Raw genomic sequence first — 16,238 nt, forward strand, 5'->3', positions numbered from 1 at the left:
TCAGGGTGGCCGGAATCCGCGCCACACTCCTGCGCCGCGATCACTTCATGTCGATCAGCTTGATGAAGGCCGGCGTCATGATGACGATGAACAGCACCGGCAGGAAGAACAGGATCATCGGAACGGTCAGCTTCGGCGGCAATGCCGCAGCCTTCTTCTCGGCCTCGTTCATGCGCTGGTCACGGCTTTCCTGGGCGAGCGTGCGCAGCGCCGTGCCGAGCGGCGTGCCGTAGCGCTCGGCCTGGATCAGCGCCGTGCAGACCGACTTCACCGTTTCCAGCCCGGTTCGCGCCGCGAGATTCTCATAGGCCTGGCGGCGCTCCGCCAGATAGGACAGTTCCGCGGTGCAGAGCGCGAACTCCTCGGCCAGCGGCACCGACTGGCTGCCGATCTCCGTCGAGACCTTGCGGAAGGCGAGCTCGATCGACATGCCGGATTCGACGCAGATCAGCAGCAGGTCGAGCGCGTCCGGAAAGGCGCGGCGCATCGAGAACTGACGCTTCTTGGTGGCATTCGAAAGGTAGATCTCCGGCGCCTTGATGCCGAGATAGGCGGCGGCGATGGCGATCGCGATCCGGTTAATCTGCGACAGGCCGAAGTCGTTGACGAAGTTGACGTAAAGCAGCGCGAGCAGGAACAGGCCGATCGGCGTGACCGCGCGGAAGAAGAGGAAGCCGATCTCGGCCTGCTGACCGCGGAAACCGGCCAGAGCGAGCTGCTTCTTGGCGTTCTCGGTACCGAGCCAGTCGCCGAGTTTGAACTGGTCGACGATCTGCCGCATGAACGCCTTCGGCTCCTGGCGCAAGGAGACCTTGTCCTTCTGGCGCGCCAGCCGGTCTCGTTCACGGGCCCGGATCTTGTCGCGCTCGGTCGCGACGTTCTTCATCCGCTTGCCGAGAGCATTGCCCTCCACCAGCGGAGTGGCGACGGTGACGATCGTCGCAGCCACGGCAAGCCCCGCGAGCAGCGCCAGCATGAACTGGAAATCCATGGCCTTGTCGATGAGGAGCGCAAGCATCCTTCTCCCCTTCAGATGTCGAAACTGATCATCTTCTTCATCACCAGCACACCGATCGTCATCCAGACCAGGCCGGCGGCCAGACCGATCTGGCCGGTCGAGGTCAGCCAGAGCAGTTCGATGTACCGTGGGCTGGTCAGGTAGACGAGCAGAGCGACGACGACGGGCAGCGAACCGATGATCGCCGCCGAGGCCTTGGCCTCCATCGAGACCGCGGCGATCTTGTCGCGCATCTTGCGGCGCTCGCGGATGACGCGGGAGAGATTGGCCAGGGTTTCGGCGAGGTTGCCGCCGGTCTTCTGCTGGATCGCCAGCACAATGCCGAAGAAGTTGGCCTCGGCGCAGGGCATGCGCTCGAACAGCTTGGCCGCGGCATCGGTAAGGGCGAGGCCCAGCGTCTGCGACTCGACGATCAGGCGAAACTCGGTCCTGACCGGCTCCTGCGCCTCGCTGGCGATGATGCGCAGACAGTCGTTCAGAGGCAGGCCGGATTTGATGCCGCGAACGATGATGTCGAGCGCGTTGGGAAACTCGTTCGAGAAGCGCTTCAGACGCTTCTTGCGACGCAGGCTCAGGTAGAAGGCCGGCACACCGAGCGCACCGACGACGAGCCCGGCAAGTCCGATCACGCCGTTGCCGGACGCCATGAGCATGACGAGGCCGGTGACGACGCTCGTGATCGCGGCGAAGATGAAGTACTGCCGGCGCGACCAGCTCAGGCCCGCCTGCTGGATCCTGACCTCGAGCGTCGCCTTGTTGCGCGCCTTCTCGCGGTTCTCGATATCCTTGAGGCTCTGCGCCACCTGGCCGCGCTTGGCGCGATTCTGCGCCTCACGATCGGCGGCAGCGCGGGTGACGACGGGACTCGCGAATTCCTTGCGCCGGCGCTCGGCGCGCACCTGGCCGCTGAGCGTCGGATAGAAAAGCGCATAGGCGACGCCGCCGGCCGAGATTGCGGCAAGAAGGATGGCGGCGATCAGCCCGAAATCCATGGCGTCGTCCCGCTCCTCAGGTTAGGCCGCGGTCGCATCGTTCTGGCTCTCGAGCTCGTCGAGGGCGGCGGCCAGGCGCTGCTCCTCGCCGAAATAGCGCGCCCGCTCCCAGAAGCGCGGGCGGCCGATCCCGGTCGAGCGATGGCGGCCGATCAGCTTGCCGTTCGGGTCCTCGCCCAGCACGTCATAGAGCATCAGGTCCTGGGTGATGATGACGTCGCCCTCCATGCCCATCACCTCGGTGATATGGGTGATGCGGCGCGAGCCGTCGCGCATGCGCTGCGCCTGGATGATCACGTCGATCGAGGAGCAGATCATCTCGCGCAGCGTCTTCGAGGGCAGGCTGAAACCGCCCATGGTGATCATCGATTCGATACGGCTCAGGCATTCGCGCGGGGTGTTGGCGTGCAGCGTGCCCATCGAGCCGTCATGGCCTGTATTCATCGCCTGCAGCAGGTCGAAGGCCTCCGGGCCGCGCACCTCGCCGACGATGATGCGCTCGGGCCGCATGCGCAGGCAGTTCTTGACGAGGTCGCGCATCGTCACCGCGCCCGTGCCCTCGAGATTGGGCGGGCGGGTCTCGAGGCGCACGACGTGCGGCTGCTGCAATTGCAGCTCGGCAGCGTCCTCGCAGGTGATCACGCGCTCGTCGTGCTCGATATAATTGGTCAGGCAGTTGAGCAGCGTCGTCTTGCCCGAGCCGGTGCCGCCCGAGATCACCAGATTGCAGCGGACCTTGCCGATGATCTTGAGGATCTCGGCACCGGGCGGGGCGATGGCGCCGAAGCGGACCAGCTGATCGAGGGTCAGCTTGTCCTTCTTGAACTTGCGGATGGTCAGTGCCGGCCCGTCGATGGCGAGCGGCGGGGCGATGACGTTGACGCGCGAGCCATCGGCGAGACGAGCGTCGCAGATCGGCGAGCTTTCGTCGACGCGCCGGCCGACCTGGCTGACGATGCGCTGGCAGATGTTCATCAGCTGGGCATTGTCGCGGAAGCGGACATTGGTGAGCTGGATCTTGCCGCCGGTCTCGATGAAGGTCCGGCCGGCGCCGTTGACCATGATGTCGGCGATGTCATCGCGCGCCAGCAGCGGCTCCAGCGGTCCGTAGCCGAGGACATCGTTGCAGATGTCGTCGAGCAGCTCCTCCTGCTCGGCGATCGAGAGCACGACGTTCTTCAGCGAGATGATCTCGTTGATGATGTCGCGGATTTCCTCGCGGGCGGATTCGCCGTCGAGCTTGGCGAGCTGAGAGAGGTCGATCGCTTCGATGAGAGCACCGAAGATCATGCTCTTCATCTGGTAGTATTCGTCGGACTTCGCGCTCTCGACCGGTGCCGACGGAGGCGGCGGGCGCCGGGCCTCGACGGCGGCGGGCCGCGACTCGGCCAGCCTCGCGGCGGCCGCCGGGGCCATCGAGACCGGTGCGACCGGCAGGGTGGCGTTGCGCTTGCCGAACATCTCAGGCCTTCCGGCGCATCAGCTTGGCGACCAGCGGCTCGAACAGGCTGCGCTTGCCGCGCTTGGCCTCACCGCGGCCGGTCAGCGCCATCGCGATCTGGACGAAGGCCTCGGCGACCTTGCCGCCGGCCTGGACCTCGGCGATCATCTGCCCGTTATTGGCCGCCGTGCCGAAGAGCTGCGCATCGAAGGGAATCGCGTTCATCACCTCGACGCCGAGCGCCTTGGCGAACTCGGCCGCATCGATCTCCGGCCGCTTGGCGATCCCGACCTGGTTGAGGATCAGCCGCGGCACCGAATCGTTCGGGCGCGCGGCGCGCAGCAGGTCCATCAGGTTCTTGGCGTTGCGCAGGGAAGCGAGCTCGGGCGCGGCGACGATCACCACCTCGTCGGCCCCGATCAGGGTGCGCTTGGCCCAGCCGGTCCAGAGATGGGGCACGTCGAGCACGATGCAGGGCACACTGGCGCGCAGCAGGTCGAGCAGCAGATCGAGCGAATCCTCGGAGAGATCGACGGTGCGATCGAGCACGGCCGGCGCCGCGAGCAGAGCAAGATTCTCGCTGCAGCGCGACAGCAGCCGGTCGAGCATGTTGGCATCAAGGCGATCGGGCGCGAACACCGCTTCGGCGATGCCCTGGGGCGGGTCCTGGTTGAAGTCGAGCCCGGCGGTGCCGAAGGCGATGTCGAGGTCGACGATCACGGTCGAGGCGTCGAGATTGCGGCCGATCGCCCAGGCGAGATTATGCGCTACGGTCGAAGCGCCGACGCCGCCCTTGGCCCCGACCACGGCGATGGTTCGCCCGAGCGTCTCGGCGCCGGGCGTCGCATAGAGTTCGGAGAGCGTGCGCAGCACGTCGAGCACGCCTAGCGGGGCGATCAGATAGTCGCTGACCCCGCGGCGGATCAGGTCGCGATAGAGCTGGACGTCGTTGACATGGCCGATGACGACGACCTTGGTACCGGGGTCGCAGCTCTCGGCCAGCGCATCGAGGCTGGCGATCAGGCGCGACGGCTCTGTCACCGTCTCGAGAACGATGACGTTCGGCGTCGGCGCGGCACGGAACGCCTCGACCGCCGCTGCCGGGCCGCCCATCTGGATACGGGTCTGCGCCTTGTCCATGCGCCGGTCGGCCGTCACCGCCTGCATGGCGGTCGCGACCTCCTGCGTCTCGCAGAAGGCCTGCAGGGTGATGCGCGGCAGCGGAGCGATGATCTCCTCGCCGGACATTTCCGTTTCGTGAAGCGGACCGGCTGCCATCACTTGCCTCCGACGGCGGTGCTGATCGCGGTCTGCTCCTGGCGATACTCGGTCGACGGATCCTTGCCCTCGCGCAGCTTCTTGATCGCCTCCATGCGCTTCTGGGTGTCGAGCCGGCCTTCGCTGCGGGCGCGGACGAGATCGAGCGGGTCGGCGACCTGCGCTGCGAGATTGGCCTGCGTCGCGCAGCCGAGATTCCACAGAGGCTGGTTCGAGGCGTCGGTCTTGTAGCTCGAGACCCCGGCATCCTCCGGCCATTGGCCGCAGGAATGCGGCAGACCGGCCTGCAGCGAGGCATAGGTCAGGCGAATCGGCGAGGCGAGGCCGGGATCGGCCACCGGATAGGTCCTGACCTGGAGCGCCCCCTGGGAAACTCCGGCTTGCGCGAGCGAGCGGCGAATGCCCTCGAGTGTGTCGCGCGCGGCGAGTTCCCGCCCGGTACCCGTCGGCACCTCCGCGACCAGACCGCCGCGACCGCTGCGCCGATAATCCTGGCCGAAGCGCGCGACATCGTCGGCCTGGCGCGGATCGAGCCCGCCACCGGCGCGTCCGACGAAGACGTCGAGCGAGCGCGGCGCGTCGCGCAGGATGATCGGATGGCGCTCGCGCGTGTCGAAGGGCGCGCCTCCCGCCGTCAGGTCGCCCTTGGCGCAGGCACCGAGGGCGAGCGCAGCCGCGAGCACGGGCAGGAGACCCGCCGGGCGGCGACGGCACATCTGGGTTCTGTCATCTGTCGTCACGCTCGCCATCCCTTGCAGATGCATGCCCGCAGCCCTCAATCGGAGATGAAGCCGACGCGGCCGCGATAGGCCTGGGGAACGGGCCCGCCGCTGGTCGTTCCATAGATCTTGTTGAGGCGCCCCATCAGAATCGTCTGGGCGTCATGAGCCTCGACGAAACCGTCATCGGGCCGGTTGATCTGGCCAGGATCGACCGGTTTGACGATGTAGGGCGTCACGGCGATCATCAGCTCGGTTTCCTCGCGCTGATAGTCGCGCGAACGGAACAGCGTTCCGATGATCGGGATGTTCATCAGCCCGGGCAGGCCGTTGATCGACTGCCGCGAGATGCGCTGGATCAGCCCGGCGGTGGCGAGCGTGCCGCCCGAAGGCAGCTCGACCGTGGTGTCCGACTTGCGGACGCGGAAAGCCGGCGCGTTGAGATTGTCGTTGAGGCGGATCTGGTTCTCGAAGTCGAGCTCGGTGACCTCGGTCGCGACCCGCATCGAGATACGGTTCTCCGACATCACGATCGGCGTGAAGTTCAGGGATACGCCGACCGGCTTGTACTGGAGCTGGATCGTGCAGTTGGTGCTGCGACGGGTGAGCTGATCGGTATCGCAGTTCACACCCATCGGCGTCGGCATCTCGCCGCCAGCCATGAACTTGGCGCTCTCGCCGGAGATGGCGGTCACGGTCGGTTCCGCCAGCACGCGGGCGAGGCCGGCGCGCTCCAGCGCGCGCAGCGTGAAGTTGGTGGAGTTGCCGATGCCGGCGCCGATCGCGGTGGCCGAGAGCGCCTGCGGCTGCAGCGGGAACGGGTTGTCGATGGACGGCGTGATGCTGAACTTGCCGAGCTTCCATTCGCCGGTCGAGTTGATGCCGAGCTGCTTGATCGCCTTGCGCGAGACCTCGGAGACGACGACCTTGACCATGACCTGGTCGCGACCGCGGATGGTCAGCGAATTGATCACCGCGCCCTTGCTGGTCGTCTGGATGAGCCCTCCCGTGGTCGAATTGCCGACGAAGGCACTCGCGATATCCATGGCCTGCGTCGCCTCGGAGGCGCTGGCGACGGTGCCGACCAGCAGGATCGAATTGCCGGCCGGCTTCACCTGGATCTGCGCCTGGGGCATCGCCGAGCGCAGGGTCTGGCGCAGAACGTTGAGATCGCGACCAACCTCGATCTCGAGCGCGGTGATCTGCCTGCCTTCGGCATCCATCACGAACATCGAGGTCTGGCCATCGGCCATGCCGATGATGAAGAGCTTGCGGGCCGAGCGCACGACGGCGTTGGCGACCTTGGGGTTGGCGACGAACACTTCCTTGGCGTCGCGCGGCAGTTCGACGATCAGCGAGCGCCCGATCGAGAGATCGAGCTTGCGCGAGATCGCATGCTCGCTCGCCCCGACGTTGAGCACCGGGGCGGCGCCGCGGTCCTGGGCCAGCGCAGCCGGAGCCGCGATCAGCGCCGCAAGCGGCAGCAGGGCGATGGACAGGCGGGAACGCAGGGTCCTGGAGCGGCCGGCGCGAAGATCGGGCATGGCGAGGATCATGGCGGGGGTCATGGCTTCACGCCCTTGCTGGTCACGCCGTAGCGCACGAGGGTCATCCCGCCTTCGCTGGCCGGGGGGCTCTGGTCGCCCGCGTCCTGAAGACTGCGCAGCGAGAGGGAAAGCGAACTCGTCTTCTGCGCGAGCGTGACGATGTCGACCTGATGCGGGTCGAGCTCCAGGGTCGCGGTCTCGCCGACCACGACCTTGTCGCCGTTCTTTTCCTGAACGTTCTGGCCGATCGCCAGCACCCGGACATTGACCAGGACGGCCTCGCTGAACGGCGGCGAGCCATCCTTGCTGTTGCTGTCGTCGCGGGTGGTGCGGATCACGTCGACGCGATCATTGGGCAGGATGAAACCGCCGGCGGTGTTGGCGCCGCGGCTGTCGGTGGTGATGGCGAGGGCACGCTTGCCGGCCGGCAGGATGGCCGAGAGGAAGCCCGAGGCGTCGGTGCGGATCAGTTTCTCGCGGCGGATCGGCTCGGAGCCGAAGAGTTGCGCCCGCGCGACCTGGCCGACGAATTCCGCTTCGCCCTCCGGCGCGTCCTCGCGGCGAATCACGCCGGTGGGCAGGCTCGCCAGCGGCCAGGCGATCCAGCGCAGATCGCCGGCGGCAAGCCGGTTTCCGACGGGGACGTCGACGGCCGCGATCAGCACCTCGGTGGTCGGCGCCGGCTCGTACTTGGTTACGGCGGGGGTCTTGGATGGCCGGCTGATCAACAGCGCCGCGGCCAGCCCGGCGACCAGCGCGATTGCGAGGATGATGATTCTGGCGGGACTCATGGCTGGCGATCCTCAGCCAGCACGAACTGGCCCTTCAGCCGGATCGTGCCGCCGGAATCGTCAACTTATGGTTAACCGGACGTATCTTTTTGGCGGGATCGGCCCCGGTAGCCGGCCAAGGCCGTCTCTAGAGACCGATCGCTGCGCGCCAGATCGCTGTTTGCGGCAGAACGGCCAGCGCGCCGAACGCGAGCGCCACGCCATAGGGCACGCCCTGCTGGACACCGTGCAGCCGCTTCGCCCAGGCCCAGTTCTCCGCCCGGCCGGGCAGTGGCGCCTGGCGCAACTGGTACAAGATGATGGTGAGGACACCGCCGGCGATCGCAGTCACCAGCAGATAAGGCAGGAGCGGCTCGAAGCCGAACCAGAGCGCCGTCGCGGCAACGAGCTTGGCGTCGCCGCCCCCGACCCAACCGGCCGCGAACAGGCCGATGCCGACGAAGAGGACGAGAAGGCCGGCCGCGACATGCCAGCCGATCTGGCTCCAGCTCAGGCCGAGGCTGATGGCGCAGAGCGCGAAGGCCGCGACCAGCAGCAGGCAGAGGCGGTTCGAGATCGTCATCGAGACGATGTCGCTCGCGGCCGCATAGGCCATGGCGGCGGGGAAGACGACGAGGATGGCGATCAGCGGTAGCGACATGGCTTCGTCTCCCGGGCATTCAGCTGCGCCAGCATGGGCCGCGATGCCTCACCAAAGCCTTACGGAAAGGCCGGGACCGGCCGGCAGGCTCGCGTGCAGACGATGGCGGCAGGCGCCGTCTTCGAAACAGGAACGCCCCGGCGGGGCCGGGGCGTTCGAAGCTCTCGCCTCAAAGGCGATGCGTGACCGTCCGGCCGCTGATCAGGCGGCGTTCAGCGCGGCGGCGATACGGCCGAGGATGTTGCTCAGGGCGGTGCCGACGAGCTGCATGCCGGCAATGGCGACGACAGCGATCAGGGCCGCGATCAGGCCGTACTCGATGGCGGTCGCGCCGGATTCGTCCTTGGCGAAGCGAGCGAAAAACTTGGTCATGGTAGTCTCCTTTTGCACCACGGTTTGACTGCTGCCTTCGCTCTGGATCGGCTTCGGTCAGCGACAATTGCGAAGCTACACGGGCCGCATTGCTGATCAGTTAAAGCGACTCAAGAATTCGGAGAACTACGCAGGTGTTTCTTAGATGGTTAACACGTTCCTATTTAAATTCAGGAGTTAAATATGCGTATATATATTGCTATAATTTTACATACTTCAGTATTCGTGCCTGCTTCTGAAAGCTCATAACTTCCTTTCACCCCCCATCCGCGTACCGAATCTCCCAACTTCAACGCATTACCCAAAGCCTTGCCGCACAGAGGGACCCGCGCCGCGTCGGCAAGATCGCCATCTTAGGGATTGGTTCATCATTTTCGGCTTTGCTCGGCCTGTTGGAAATCTTGGGGCGCGAGCCATGTTGATTGCGATGACCGCCTCGCGGCTTGTTCTCATCGCCGCCATCGCGGCCGGCGTGCCCGCCTTCTCCCCGGCAATGGCGCAGACGCGCTCGGTGCCGGCCCCCTCTCCGGCAGCTGCGGAGAACCACCAGGAGTCGGTGATCGTCACCGTCGATCACGCCAAGGTGGTGCGTTTGCCCGAGAAGGCGCAGACGGTGATCGTCGGCAATCCCGCGATCGCCGACGTCGCGATCCAGCGCAATGGCGTGATGGTGGTCACCGGCAAGAGCTTCGGCGTGACCAATCTGATCGCGCTCGACGCCAGCGGCACGCTGCTCGCGGAGTCGTCCGTACGGGTGCGCGCCGCGACCGATTCGGTGCTGACCGTGCAGCGCGGCCTGGAGCGCGAGAGCTATTCGTGCACGCCGGTCTGCCAGCCCGCGGCACAGCTCGGTGACGTCAAGCGCTTCTTCGACGAGGTCGGCGGCCAGAACAGGGCGCGTAACGCCGCTGCAACGGACGAGAAGCGCTAAATTTCGCAGCGACATCTGCCGGCCTGTGCCGGCCGGCCATGCCGTTCTTCAGCGCAAGCCTGTTCAAAATGCTCATGCTCGCCGACCGGCGAGCATGAGATGTTCGTCAAGGTCATGAGCCGGCGCCGTGGCCCGGCTCAGATCGTCTGGTTGTAGGCGCCGACTTCCGGGTTCTCGCGCAGTACGCCGTCGATCGCCTTGAACATCTCGCGCATCCGCGCTTCCGAGACCGGGCTCTCGCAGACCACGACCAGTTCCGGCTTGTTCGAGGAGGCGCGGATCAGGCCCCAGGTGCCGTCCTCGTTGACGACGCGCACGCCGTTGACGGTGATGACGTCGGCGATCTTTTGCCCGGCGATCTTCTCGCCCGCCGCCTGCATTGCCTGGATGCGCTGGGTGATCTTGTCGCTGACGCCGTACTTGATCTCGTCCGCGCATTTCGCCGCCATGGTCGGCGTGCCCCAGGTCTTCGGCACGGCGGCATAGAGCTCGGCCATCGACTTATCCGGGTTGCGATCAAGCATGTCGATCACCGCGATGGCGGTGACGACGCCGTCGTCATAGCCGCGACCGACCGGCGCGTTGAAGAAGAAGTGTCCGGACTTCTCGAAACCGGCGAGCGCGTTGAGGTCACGAACCCGGCGCTTGATGTAAGAGTGGCCGGTCTTCCAGTAATCGGTCTTGACGCCGAGCTTCTGCAGTTCCGGATCGGTCGAGAACAGGCCGGTCGACTTGACGTCGACGACGAACTGCGCGCCCGGGTTGAGCCTGCCGAGGTCGCGGGCCAGCATCACGCCGATCTTGTCGGCGAAGATCTCCTCGCCATGGTTGTCGACGACGCCGCAGCGGTCCCCGTCACCGTCGAAGCCGAGCGCGACATCGGCGCCGTGCTGCTTCACGGCGTCGGCCATGGCGTGCAGCATCTTCATGTCTTCGGGGTTTGGATTGTAGCGCGGGAAGGTGTGGTCGAGCTCGGCATCCATCCGGATGACCTCGCAGCCGAGCGCCTCCAGGATCTGCGGCGCGAAGGCGCCGGCCGTACCGTTGCCGCAGGCGGCGATGACCTTGAGCTTGCGCTTGATCTTCGGACGGTTGGTCAGGTCGGCGATGTAGCGCGCCGGGAAATCCGGCACGAACTGATAGGAGCCACCGCCCGGCAGGTCGAAGTCGCCGGCAAGCACGATGTCGCGGAGCTGCCCCATCTCGTCGGGACCGAAGGTGACCGGACGCTGGGCGCCCATCTTGATGCCGGTCCAGCCATTATCGTTGTGCGAGGCGGTGACCATCGCGACGCAGGGTACGTCGAGCTCGAACTGAGCGAAATAGGCCATCGGCGACATTGCGAGGCCGATATCGTGGACCTTGCAGCCGGCGGCCATCAGGCCGGTGACCAGCGCCATCTTGATCGAGGAAGAATAGCTGCGGAAATCATGCGCCGTGACGATCTCGGGCTTGACGCCCATGCGCCGGATCAGCGTGCCGAGCCCCATGCCGACGGCCTGGACGCCCATCAGGTTGAGCTCTTTCCCGAAGAACCAGCGCGCATCGTATTCGCGGAAGCCGGTCGGCTTCACCATCGGCAGCGATTCATACTCGAAGGTGTTGGGGAAGAGCTCGGGCAGGGGCTTCGGAAACATCGGGCCATCCATTTGCGAGGAGAGCGGGCAGGGAACCAATACCCGCAGGAAACGTGCAGAGCGCAAAGGCCACAGGCTACATGAATGCAGCCTGAGCATGACAGGGCCAGGACGCAAGGCCGGCATAGCCCATCGGAATGACGGTGGAAACGGCAGGCCTCAACCGCGCAGAACCATCCTTCCGCCCTGGACCTCATAGCCCGAGAGCTTGCGCAGGAAGGAGGTGCCGAGCAGGCTCACGCCGAGCGCGCCCGCGGGCAGCACGACAGCGTCGACGTCGCGGACGAGAATATCGCCGAGCCGGATCTCGCGAAGGCGTATCCGGGCACCCCTGACCACGCCATTGGCGGTGCCGAGCGGGTAATTATAGGCCGAGCGGTCCGGCCTGACGCCCAGCGCCCGCGCATCGGAATCGGTCAGCGCGACGATGGTCGCGCCGGTATCGACCATCATCCTGACCCGATAATTGTCGATCGAAGGGTGGACGATGTAGTGGCCGCGGTAGTCGGCGCTGATCGTCAGGGAACGACGCTCGCCCAGGCTCCTGGCCGGCGGCTCCGGGCGGGCAATAGGCAGCGCCCGCGCGTCCTTGGTCTCCGAGGCGAGATTGTTCGCGTGGTTCAGTGCCAACAGGCCGGTGATGCCGGCTATGCCCAGAGACCAGAAGATCGGCCGCGGCGCCATCCGCCATCCTTTCGCGCGTTTCCGCCGCGAGATAGCCGCGGAGAGTGCTGACGAACGATGAATCGGAAGCCGAACCGGCCGAGATTCGCCCGCGCGGCGTCCCGGCAGACTTAACGCCTGCTCAAGCCGATCGCGCAAAATCTACAGGAAGCTCTGCCCGACCAGCGCCTCGATCGCTTCGCGACGCGGCACGCTCGGCTGCGCGCCGGCGACCGTGCAGGCGAGCGAGCCGGCCGCGAGGCCACGCTGCAGCGCGCCCGAGAAGCCGAAGCCGGCCTGCAGCGCCGCGGCGAAGGCGCCGACGAAGCTGTCTCCGGCGGCGACGGTATCCACAACAGCGACCCTAGGCGCCGCGAGCCGGCGGCGTACCCCGCCATGCCAGCCGACGGCCCCCTCGGCGCCGAGCGTGACGATGCAGGCGATGCCGCGCTCGGCATCGAGCCGCTGCGCGATCGCGTCGGGCTCGGTTTCCGCCCAGCCGAGGCCCTGCGCCAGCAGCATGGCCTCGTGCTCGTTGGCGATCAGGATATCGGTCAGCCCGAGCAGCTCCGGAGCCGGCACGCCGGCCGGGGCGAGATTGAGGATCACCCGGCCGCCGGCCCTGCGCATGGCCTGCGCGGCGCGAAGGCATTCCGGCTCCGGCACCTCGCGCTGTAGCAGCAGCAAATCGCCGTCGCCGAGGCCCATCGCCGCGACCGCATCGGCGCTGGCAGCGGCATTCGCTCCCGCGGCGACGACGATCTGGTTCTGGCCTTTTGCATCGACGGCAATGAAGGCGGCGCCGGTCGGCGCCGCAACGCGGGCAAGGTGGGTCAGATCGACGCCATCGGCGGCGAGCAACTCCACGGCGAGCTCGGCGAAGGCATCGCGCCCGACCGCGCCGACGAGCACAACCGGCGCCCCGGCGCGGCGCGCCGCCAGCGCCTGGTTGGCGCCCTTGCCACCGGGATGGAGGGCATAACCCGGGCCAAGCACGGTCTCGCCGGCGCCGGGAAGCCGCTCGACCGGCGTCACCAGATCGAGATTGAGCGATCCGAAGACGACGATCACGCCGGGAGATCCGCAGCGAGACGCGCCACGCCGGCGACGAAGGCGGCCTCGGGCGTGACGAGATCATGGTCGAGACCGGCCGCCGCGAGCGCCCGGCCATAGCTCTGGGCAAGGACGCCGTCGGCGACGAGGTGCAGGTTCTCGAGCCCGCCGAACATGGCGCGCGCTGCCGCGATCTCCTGCGCGACCAGCAGCGAGGAGAGATAGGGGCCGACCGCGCCGCCGCTCATCCGCCCGGCCAGCACTTCGGAGCGGGCGGCGAAGGCGGCATTGAGAAGTCCGCCCGGCCGCGCGGCAGCAGCAATACCGCGACGCGCGCCTTCGGCGGCATCCTCACCGGCCGGCTCTTCCGCCAGACGCGACAGGATGGAATGCTCGCGCAGGAGGCCGTAGACCTCGCCGGTCATGAAGCTGGCGAAACGGGTGATGCGGCCGCCCTCGACCTGGGCCCATTTCGAATGCGTTCCCGGCAGGCAGGCGATGCCGTCGCCGAGACCGAGCCCAACCACCAGCGTCTCCTCGCCGCGCATCACGTCGAAGGCGCCTTCGTCGCAGGACATGCCGGGCACGATCGTCGCGGCCGTGCCGTCATCGAGCGTGACGCGCAGGCCGGCAGCGGCGATCTCGGCCGGACTCGCCGGGCAGGCGACATAAGGCGCCTCGATCCAGCCATTGCGGCTGCCGACCATGCCGGCGAGCAGGATGGCGGCCTCCGGATTGGCCCGGCGCAGATCCCCGGCGATCGCCTCGAAGGCGGCGGGGAAGCCGCCGGCCGGAACCGACTGAATGCCGCGATCGGCGCTGCGCTTGTCCAGCACCGTGCCGTCCTCGCCGATCAGGAAGGCGCGGGCGCGGGTGGTGCCCCAGTCGAGCGCGATCAGGGGAGAAGGCATGGCAGGCTCCGGCTGGGCAGAACGGCGGCCGGGAACATTTCGTCTTTCCGGGGCGTCGCACAGCGGCGAGCCCGGAACCCAGAGCCGCAGGTTAACGGGACGACGACGCAACCCCGGCCGCGCCTTTCCGTCAAGCCCCGTGGTCATGGTTTCCGGGCTCAGGCCTGGCGGCCCGCCCCGGAAACACGGTGCCTCACACGTCGAAGAAGACCGTCTCGCCCTCGCCCTGCAGCCGGACGTCGAAGCGATAGACGCCATCGGCGCCGCGGCGCGCGATCAAGGTGGCGCGCCGCTCCTCCGGCACCAGGGCGAGCACAGGATCTGCGGTATTGCCGGGCTCGTCGTCGAAGTAGATCCGCGTCGCCAGCCGGATCAGCAGGCCGCGTGCGAAGACCGAGACGGTAAGGTGCGGCGCCTGCATCGCGCCATTGGGGCCCAGTAGGGCGCCCGGCCGGACGGTCTCGATGAAATAGGCGCCCTCGGCGCTGGTCTCGGCCCGGCCGAAGCCGGTGAAGCCGGCATTGCCGGCCGCGTTGAAGCGCCCCTCGGCATCGGCCTGCCAGGTCTCGAGCATGGCGTCGCCGACCGGCACGCCGTCGCCATCGTACACGACGCCCTCGATGCGGATGCGCTCGCCGGCGACGCCTTCGGGCGCGACCTGCTCGGTGGCGAGTTCCTTGCCGCCATAGGCGCGCGGCGTCAGGGCATAGGCGAAGAACGGCCCGATCGTCTGGGAGGGTGTCAGTTCGAGCGGAGCCTTGCGGTCAATGCTCATGCGGCTCCTCCGTCGGCGTCATCTCGCGGCCGCGCAGCACGATGTCGAACTGGTAGCCCAGCGCCCATTCCGGCTCGGTGGTCTGAAGGTCGAAGCGCGAGACCAGACGCTCGCGCGCTTTGGCGTCGGTGATCGACTGGAAGATCGGATCGAAAGGGAAGAGCGGATCGCCCGGGAAGTACATCTGGGTGATGACGCGCGACAGGAAGCTCGGCCCGAACAGCGAAAAATGGATATGGGCCGGGCGCCAGGCATTGTGGTGGTTGCGCCAGGGATAGGCGCCGGGCTTGATCGTGACGAAGCGATAGCGCCCCTCGGCGTCGGTCAGGGCCCGGCCCGCGCCGGTAAAGTTCGGGTCGAGCGGCGCCGGATGCTGGTCCTTGACGTGGACATAGCGCCCGCCGGCATTGGCCTGCCAGATCTCGATCAGCGTATGCGGCACGGGCCGGCCATCCTCGTCGAGCACGCGGCCGCTGACGATGATGCGCTCGCCCAGCGGCTCGCCGGCATGCTGGCGGGTGAGATCGGAATCGCCCTCGGCGACCGCGGCATGGCCGAAGACCGGGCCGCTGGTCTCCGACAGCGTGTGCGGCAGCAGGATCAGCGGCTGCGAGGGCGCCCGCTTCAGGGTGCTCCGGTATTCCGGCGAGTTGTTGAGCGGATGGGCTTGCAGCCCCGTGCGGGGAAAGATCAGGCTCATGCCGCCACTCCATGGGCCTGCCTGGTGCGCGCATGCAGGCCGCGCAGCACCTCGAGTTCCTGGTCGCTCGGCGCCGGAGTCTCCGTGAGATCGGCGGCGAAGCGCAAGGGCCAGCCGCAGCCAGCCTGAACCTGCTCGCGGGTCACGCCGGGGTGAAGCGAGATCACGCTGAGCTCGGCGGTCTCCGGATCCGGCGCCATCACGCAGAGATCGGTGATCACCCGGGTCGGCCCCTTGGTCCTGAGGCCCAGCTTCTCGCGGTCACCCTTGCCGGTGCCATGACCGAAGGAGGTGATGAAGGGCAGCTTTTCGACGAAGGCGCGCGAACCCATCGCCATGGTGATGAAGATCTGCCCGCAATTGCTGGCGATCTCCGGCGCGCCGCCGCCGCCCGGAAGCCGGACCTTGGGCGCGGCGTAATCGCCGACCACGGTGGTGTTGAGATTGGCGAAGCGGTCGATCTGGGCGCCGCCGAGGAAGCCGATGGTGATGCGCCCGCCCTGCAGCCAGTAGCGGAACATCTCCGGCACCGGCACGGTGGTCAGCGCGGTGTCGCAGAGCTCGCCATCGCCGATCGAGAGCGGCAGCACGGTAGGCCGCGTCGAGAGCGTGCCGGATTCGTAGATCAGAGTGATGCCGGGCGCATGGGTCAGCCGGGCGAGATTGCAGGCGGCCGAGGGCGCGCCGATGCCGACGAAGCAGATGTCGTCATTGGTCAGCAGCCGGGACGCCGCGATGGTCATCATCTCGGTTGGAGTATGGCTCATGAC

The 16,238-nt window shown here is 67.2% G+C and carries 17 protein-coding genes; 1 reads left to right on the forward strand and 16 read right to left on the reverse strand.

The genetic code is table 11. From position 1 onward, the window contains the following. Positions 1-40: 40 nt before the first annotated feature. From DK26_RS14190 to DK26_RS14230, 9 genes are all read right to left on the reverse strand, one after another. Positions 41-1,018: a type II secretion system F family protein gene (locus DK26_RS14190; protein WP_066473431.1), complete on the reverse strand. Its 978-nt coding sequence runs from the start codon at positions 1,016-1,018 to the stop codon at positions 41-43. 11 nt (positions 1,019-1,029) lie between these two features. Next, on the reverse strand, positions 1,030-2,010 hold the full coding sequence (locus DK26_RS14195; RefSeq protein ID WP_066473433.1) for a type II secretion system F family protein: 981 nt from the start codon (positions 2,008-2,010) through the stop codon (positions 1,030-1,032). Between the two features lie 21 nt (positions 2,011-2,031). Further along, the gene (locus tag DK26_RS14200) at positions 2,032-3,426 is read right to left on the reverse strand and encodes a CpaF family protein (RefSeq protein WP_248309979.1); all 1,395 of its coding nucleotides are present in this window, start codon (positions 3,424-3,426) and stop codon (positions 2,032-2,034) included. 46 nt (positions 3,427-3,472) lie between these two features. Further along, positions 3,473-4,729 carry a P-loop NTPase gene (locus DK26_RS14205; RefSeq protein WP_066473437.1) on the reverse strand — a complete coding sequence of 419 codons (1,257 nt, stop codon included), beginning with the start codon at positions 4,727-4,729 and terminating at the stop codon, positions 3,473-3,475. Further along, complete coding sequence (locus DK26_RS14210; RefSeq protein WP_248309967.1) at positions 4,729-5,469, reverse strand: CpaD family pilus assembly protein; 741 nt, start codon at positions 5,467-5,469, stop codon at positions 4,729-4,731. Before DK26_RS14210 ends, DK26_RS14205 begins: the two co-directional genes overlap by 1 nt. A 35-nt stretch (positions 5,470-5,504) precedes the next feature. Next, on the reverse strand, positions 5,505-7,016 hold the full coding sequence (locus DK26_RS14215) for a type II and III secretion system protein family protein (protein ID WP_248309968.1): 1,512 nt from the start codon (positions 7,014-7,016) through the stop codon (positions 5,505-5,507). Continuing rightward, a complete protein-coding gene (gene cpaB / locus DK26_RS14220; RefSeq protein WP_066473440.1) occupies positions 7,013-7,786 on the reverse strand; it encodes a Flp pilus assembly protein CpaB in 774 nt (257 codons plus the stop codon). The genes DK26_RS14215 and cpaB overlap by 4 nt, the downstream gene beginning before the upstream one ends. Positions 7,787-7,913: 127 nt before the next feature. Continuing rightward, the gene (locus DK26_RS14225) at positions 7,914-8,426 is read right to left on the reverse strand and encodes a prepilin peptidase (RefSeq protein ID WP_066473442.1); all 513 of its coding nucleotides are present in this window, start codon (positions 8,424-8,426) and stop codon (positions 7,914-7,916) included. 201 nt (positions 8,427-8,627) lie between these two features. Next, on the reverse strand, positions 8,628-8,798 hold the full coding sequence (locus DK26_RS14230; protein ID WP_066473445.1) for a Flp family type IVb pilin: 171 nt from the start codon (positions 8,796-8,798) through the stop codon (positions 8,628-8,630). Between the two features lie 493 nt (positions 8,799-9,291). On the opposite strand from DK26_RS14230, the gene DK26_RS14235 reads away from it, so the two are divergent. Beyond that, positions 9,292-9,729 carry a pilus assembly protein N-terminal domain-containing protein gene (locus DK26_RS14235; protein ID WP_066473846.1) on the forward strand — a complete coding sequence of 146 codons (438 nt, stop codon included), beginning with the start codon at positions 9,292-9,294 and terminating at the stop codon, positions 9,727-9,729. Positions 9,730-9,866: 137 nt separating this feature from the next. On the opposite strand, the gene DK26_RS14240 is transcribed toward DK26_RS14235, so the two are convergent. The 7 genes from DK26_RS14240 to DK26_RS14270 all read right to left on the reverse strand — a co-directional run bounded on the left by DK26_RS14240 (position 9,867) and on the right by DK26_RS14270 (position 16,235). Then, positions 9,867-11,366 (reverse strand): phosphomannomutase/phosphoglucomutase, encoded by a 1,500-nt coding sequence (locus tag DK26_RS14240; RefSeq protein WP_066473450.1) that lies wholly within the window; start codon positions 11,364-11,366, stop codon positions 9,867-9,869. A 159-nt stretch (positions 11,367-11,525) separates the two neighbouring features. After that, positions 11,526-12,050 carry a TIGR02281 family clan AA aspartic protease gene (locus tag DK26_RS14245; protein ID WP_066473452.1) on the reverse strand — a complete coding sequence of 175 codons (525 nt, stop codon included), beginning with the start codon at positions 12,048-12,050 and terminating at the stop codon, positions 11,526-11,528. A 141-nt stretch (positions 12,051-12,191) separates the two neighbouring features. Next, on the reverse strand, positions 12,192-13,100 hold the full coding sequence (locus DK26_RS14250; RefSeq protein WP_066473455.1) for a ribokinase: 909 nt from the start codon (positions 13,098-13,100) through the stop codon (positions 12,192-12,194). Beyond that, positions 13,097-13,993 carry a 2-dehydro-3-deoxygalactonokinase gene (locus DK26_RS14255; protein ID WP_066473463.1) on the reverse strand — a complete coding sequence of 299 codons (897 nt, stop codon included), beginning with the start codon at positions 13,991-13,993 and terminating at the stop codon, positions 13,097-13,099. Before DK26_RS14255 ends, DK26_RS14250 begins: the two co-directional genes overlap by 4 nt. A gap of 193 nt (positions 13,994-14,186) precedes the next feature. Beyond that, positions 14,187-14,768, reverse strand: coding sequence for a protocatechuate 3,4-dioxygenase subunit alpha (pcaG, locus tag DK26_RS14260; protein WP_066473466.1), 582 nt, complete (start codon positions 14,766-14,768; stop codon positions 14,187-14,189). Then, a complete protein-coding gene (pcaH, locus tag DK26_RS14265; RefSeq protein ID WP_066473468.1) occupies positions 14,758-15,468 on the reverse strand; it encodes a protocatechuate 3,4-dioxygenase subunit beta in 711 nt (236 codons plus the stop codon). Before pcaH ends, pcaG begins: the two co-directional genes overlap by 11 nt. Continuing rightward, a complete protein-coding gene (locus DK26_RS14270) occupies positions 15,465-16,235 on the reverse strand; it encodes a CoA-transferase subunit beta (protein WP_066473470.1) in 771 nt (256 codons plus the stop codon). The genes pcaH and DK26_RS14270 overlap by 4 nt, the downstream gene beginning before the upstream one ends. Positions 16,236-16,238: the final 3 nt, after the last annotated feature.

The sequence above is a fragment of the Allobosea sp. WAO genome, from assembly GCF_001509835.1.
Lineage (GTDB): Bacteria > Pseudomonadota > Alphaproteobacteria > Rhizobiales > Beijerinckiaceae > Allobosea.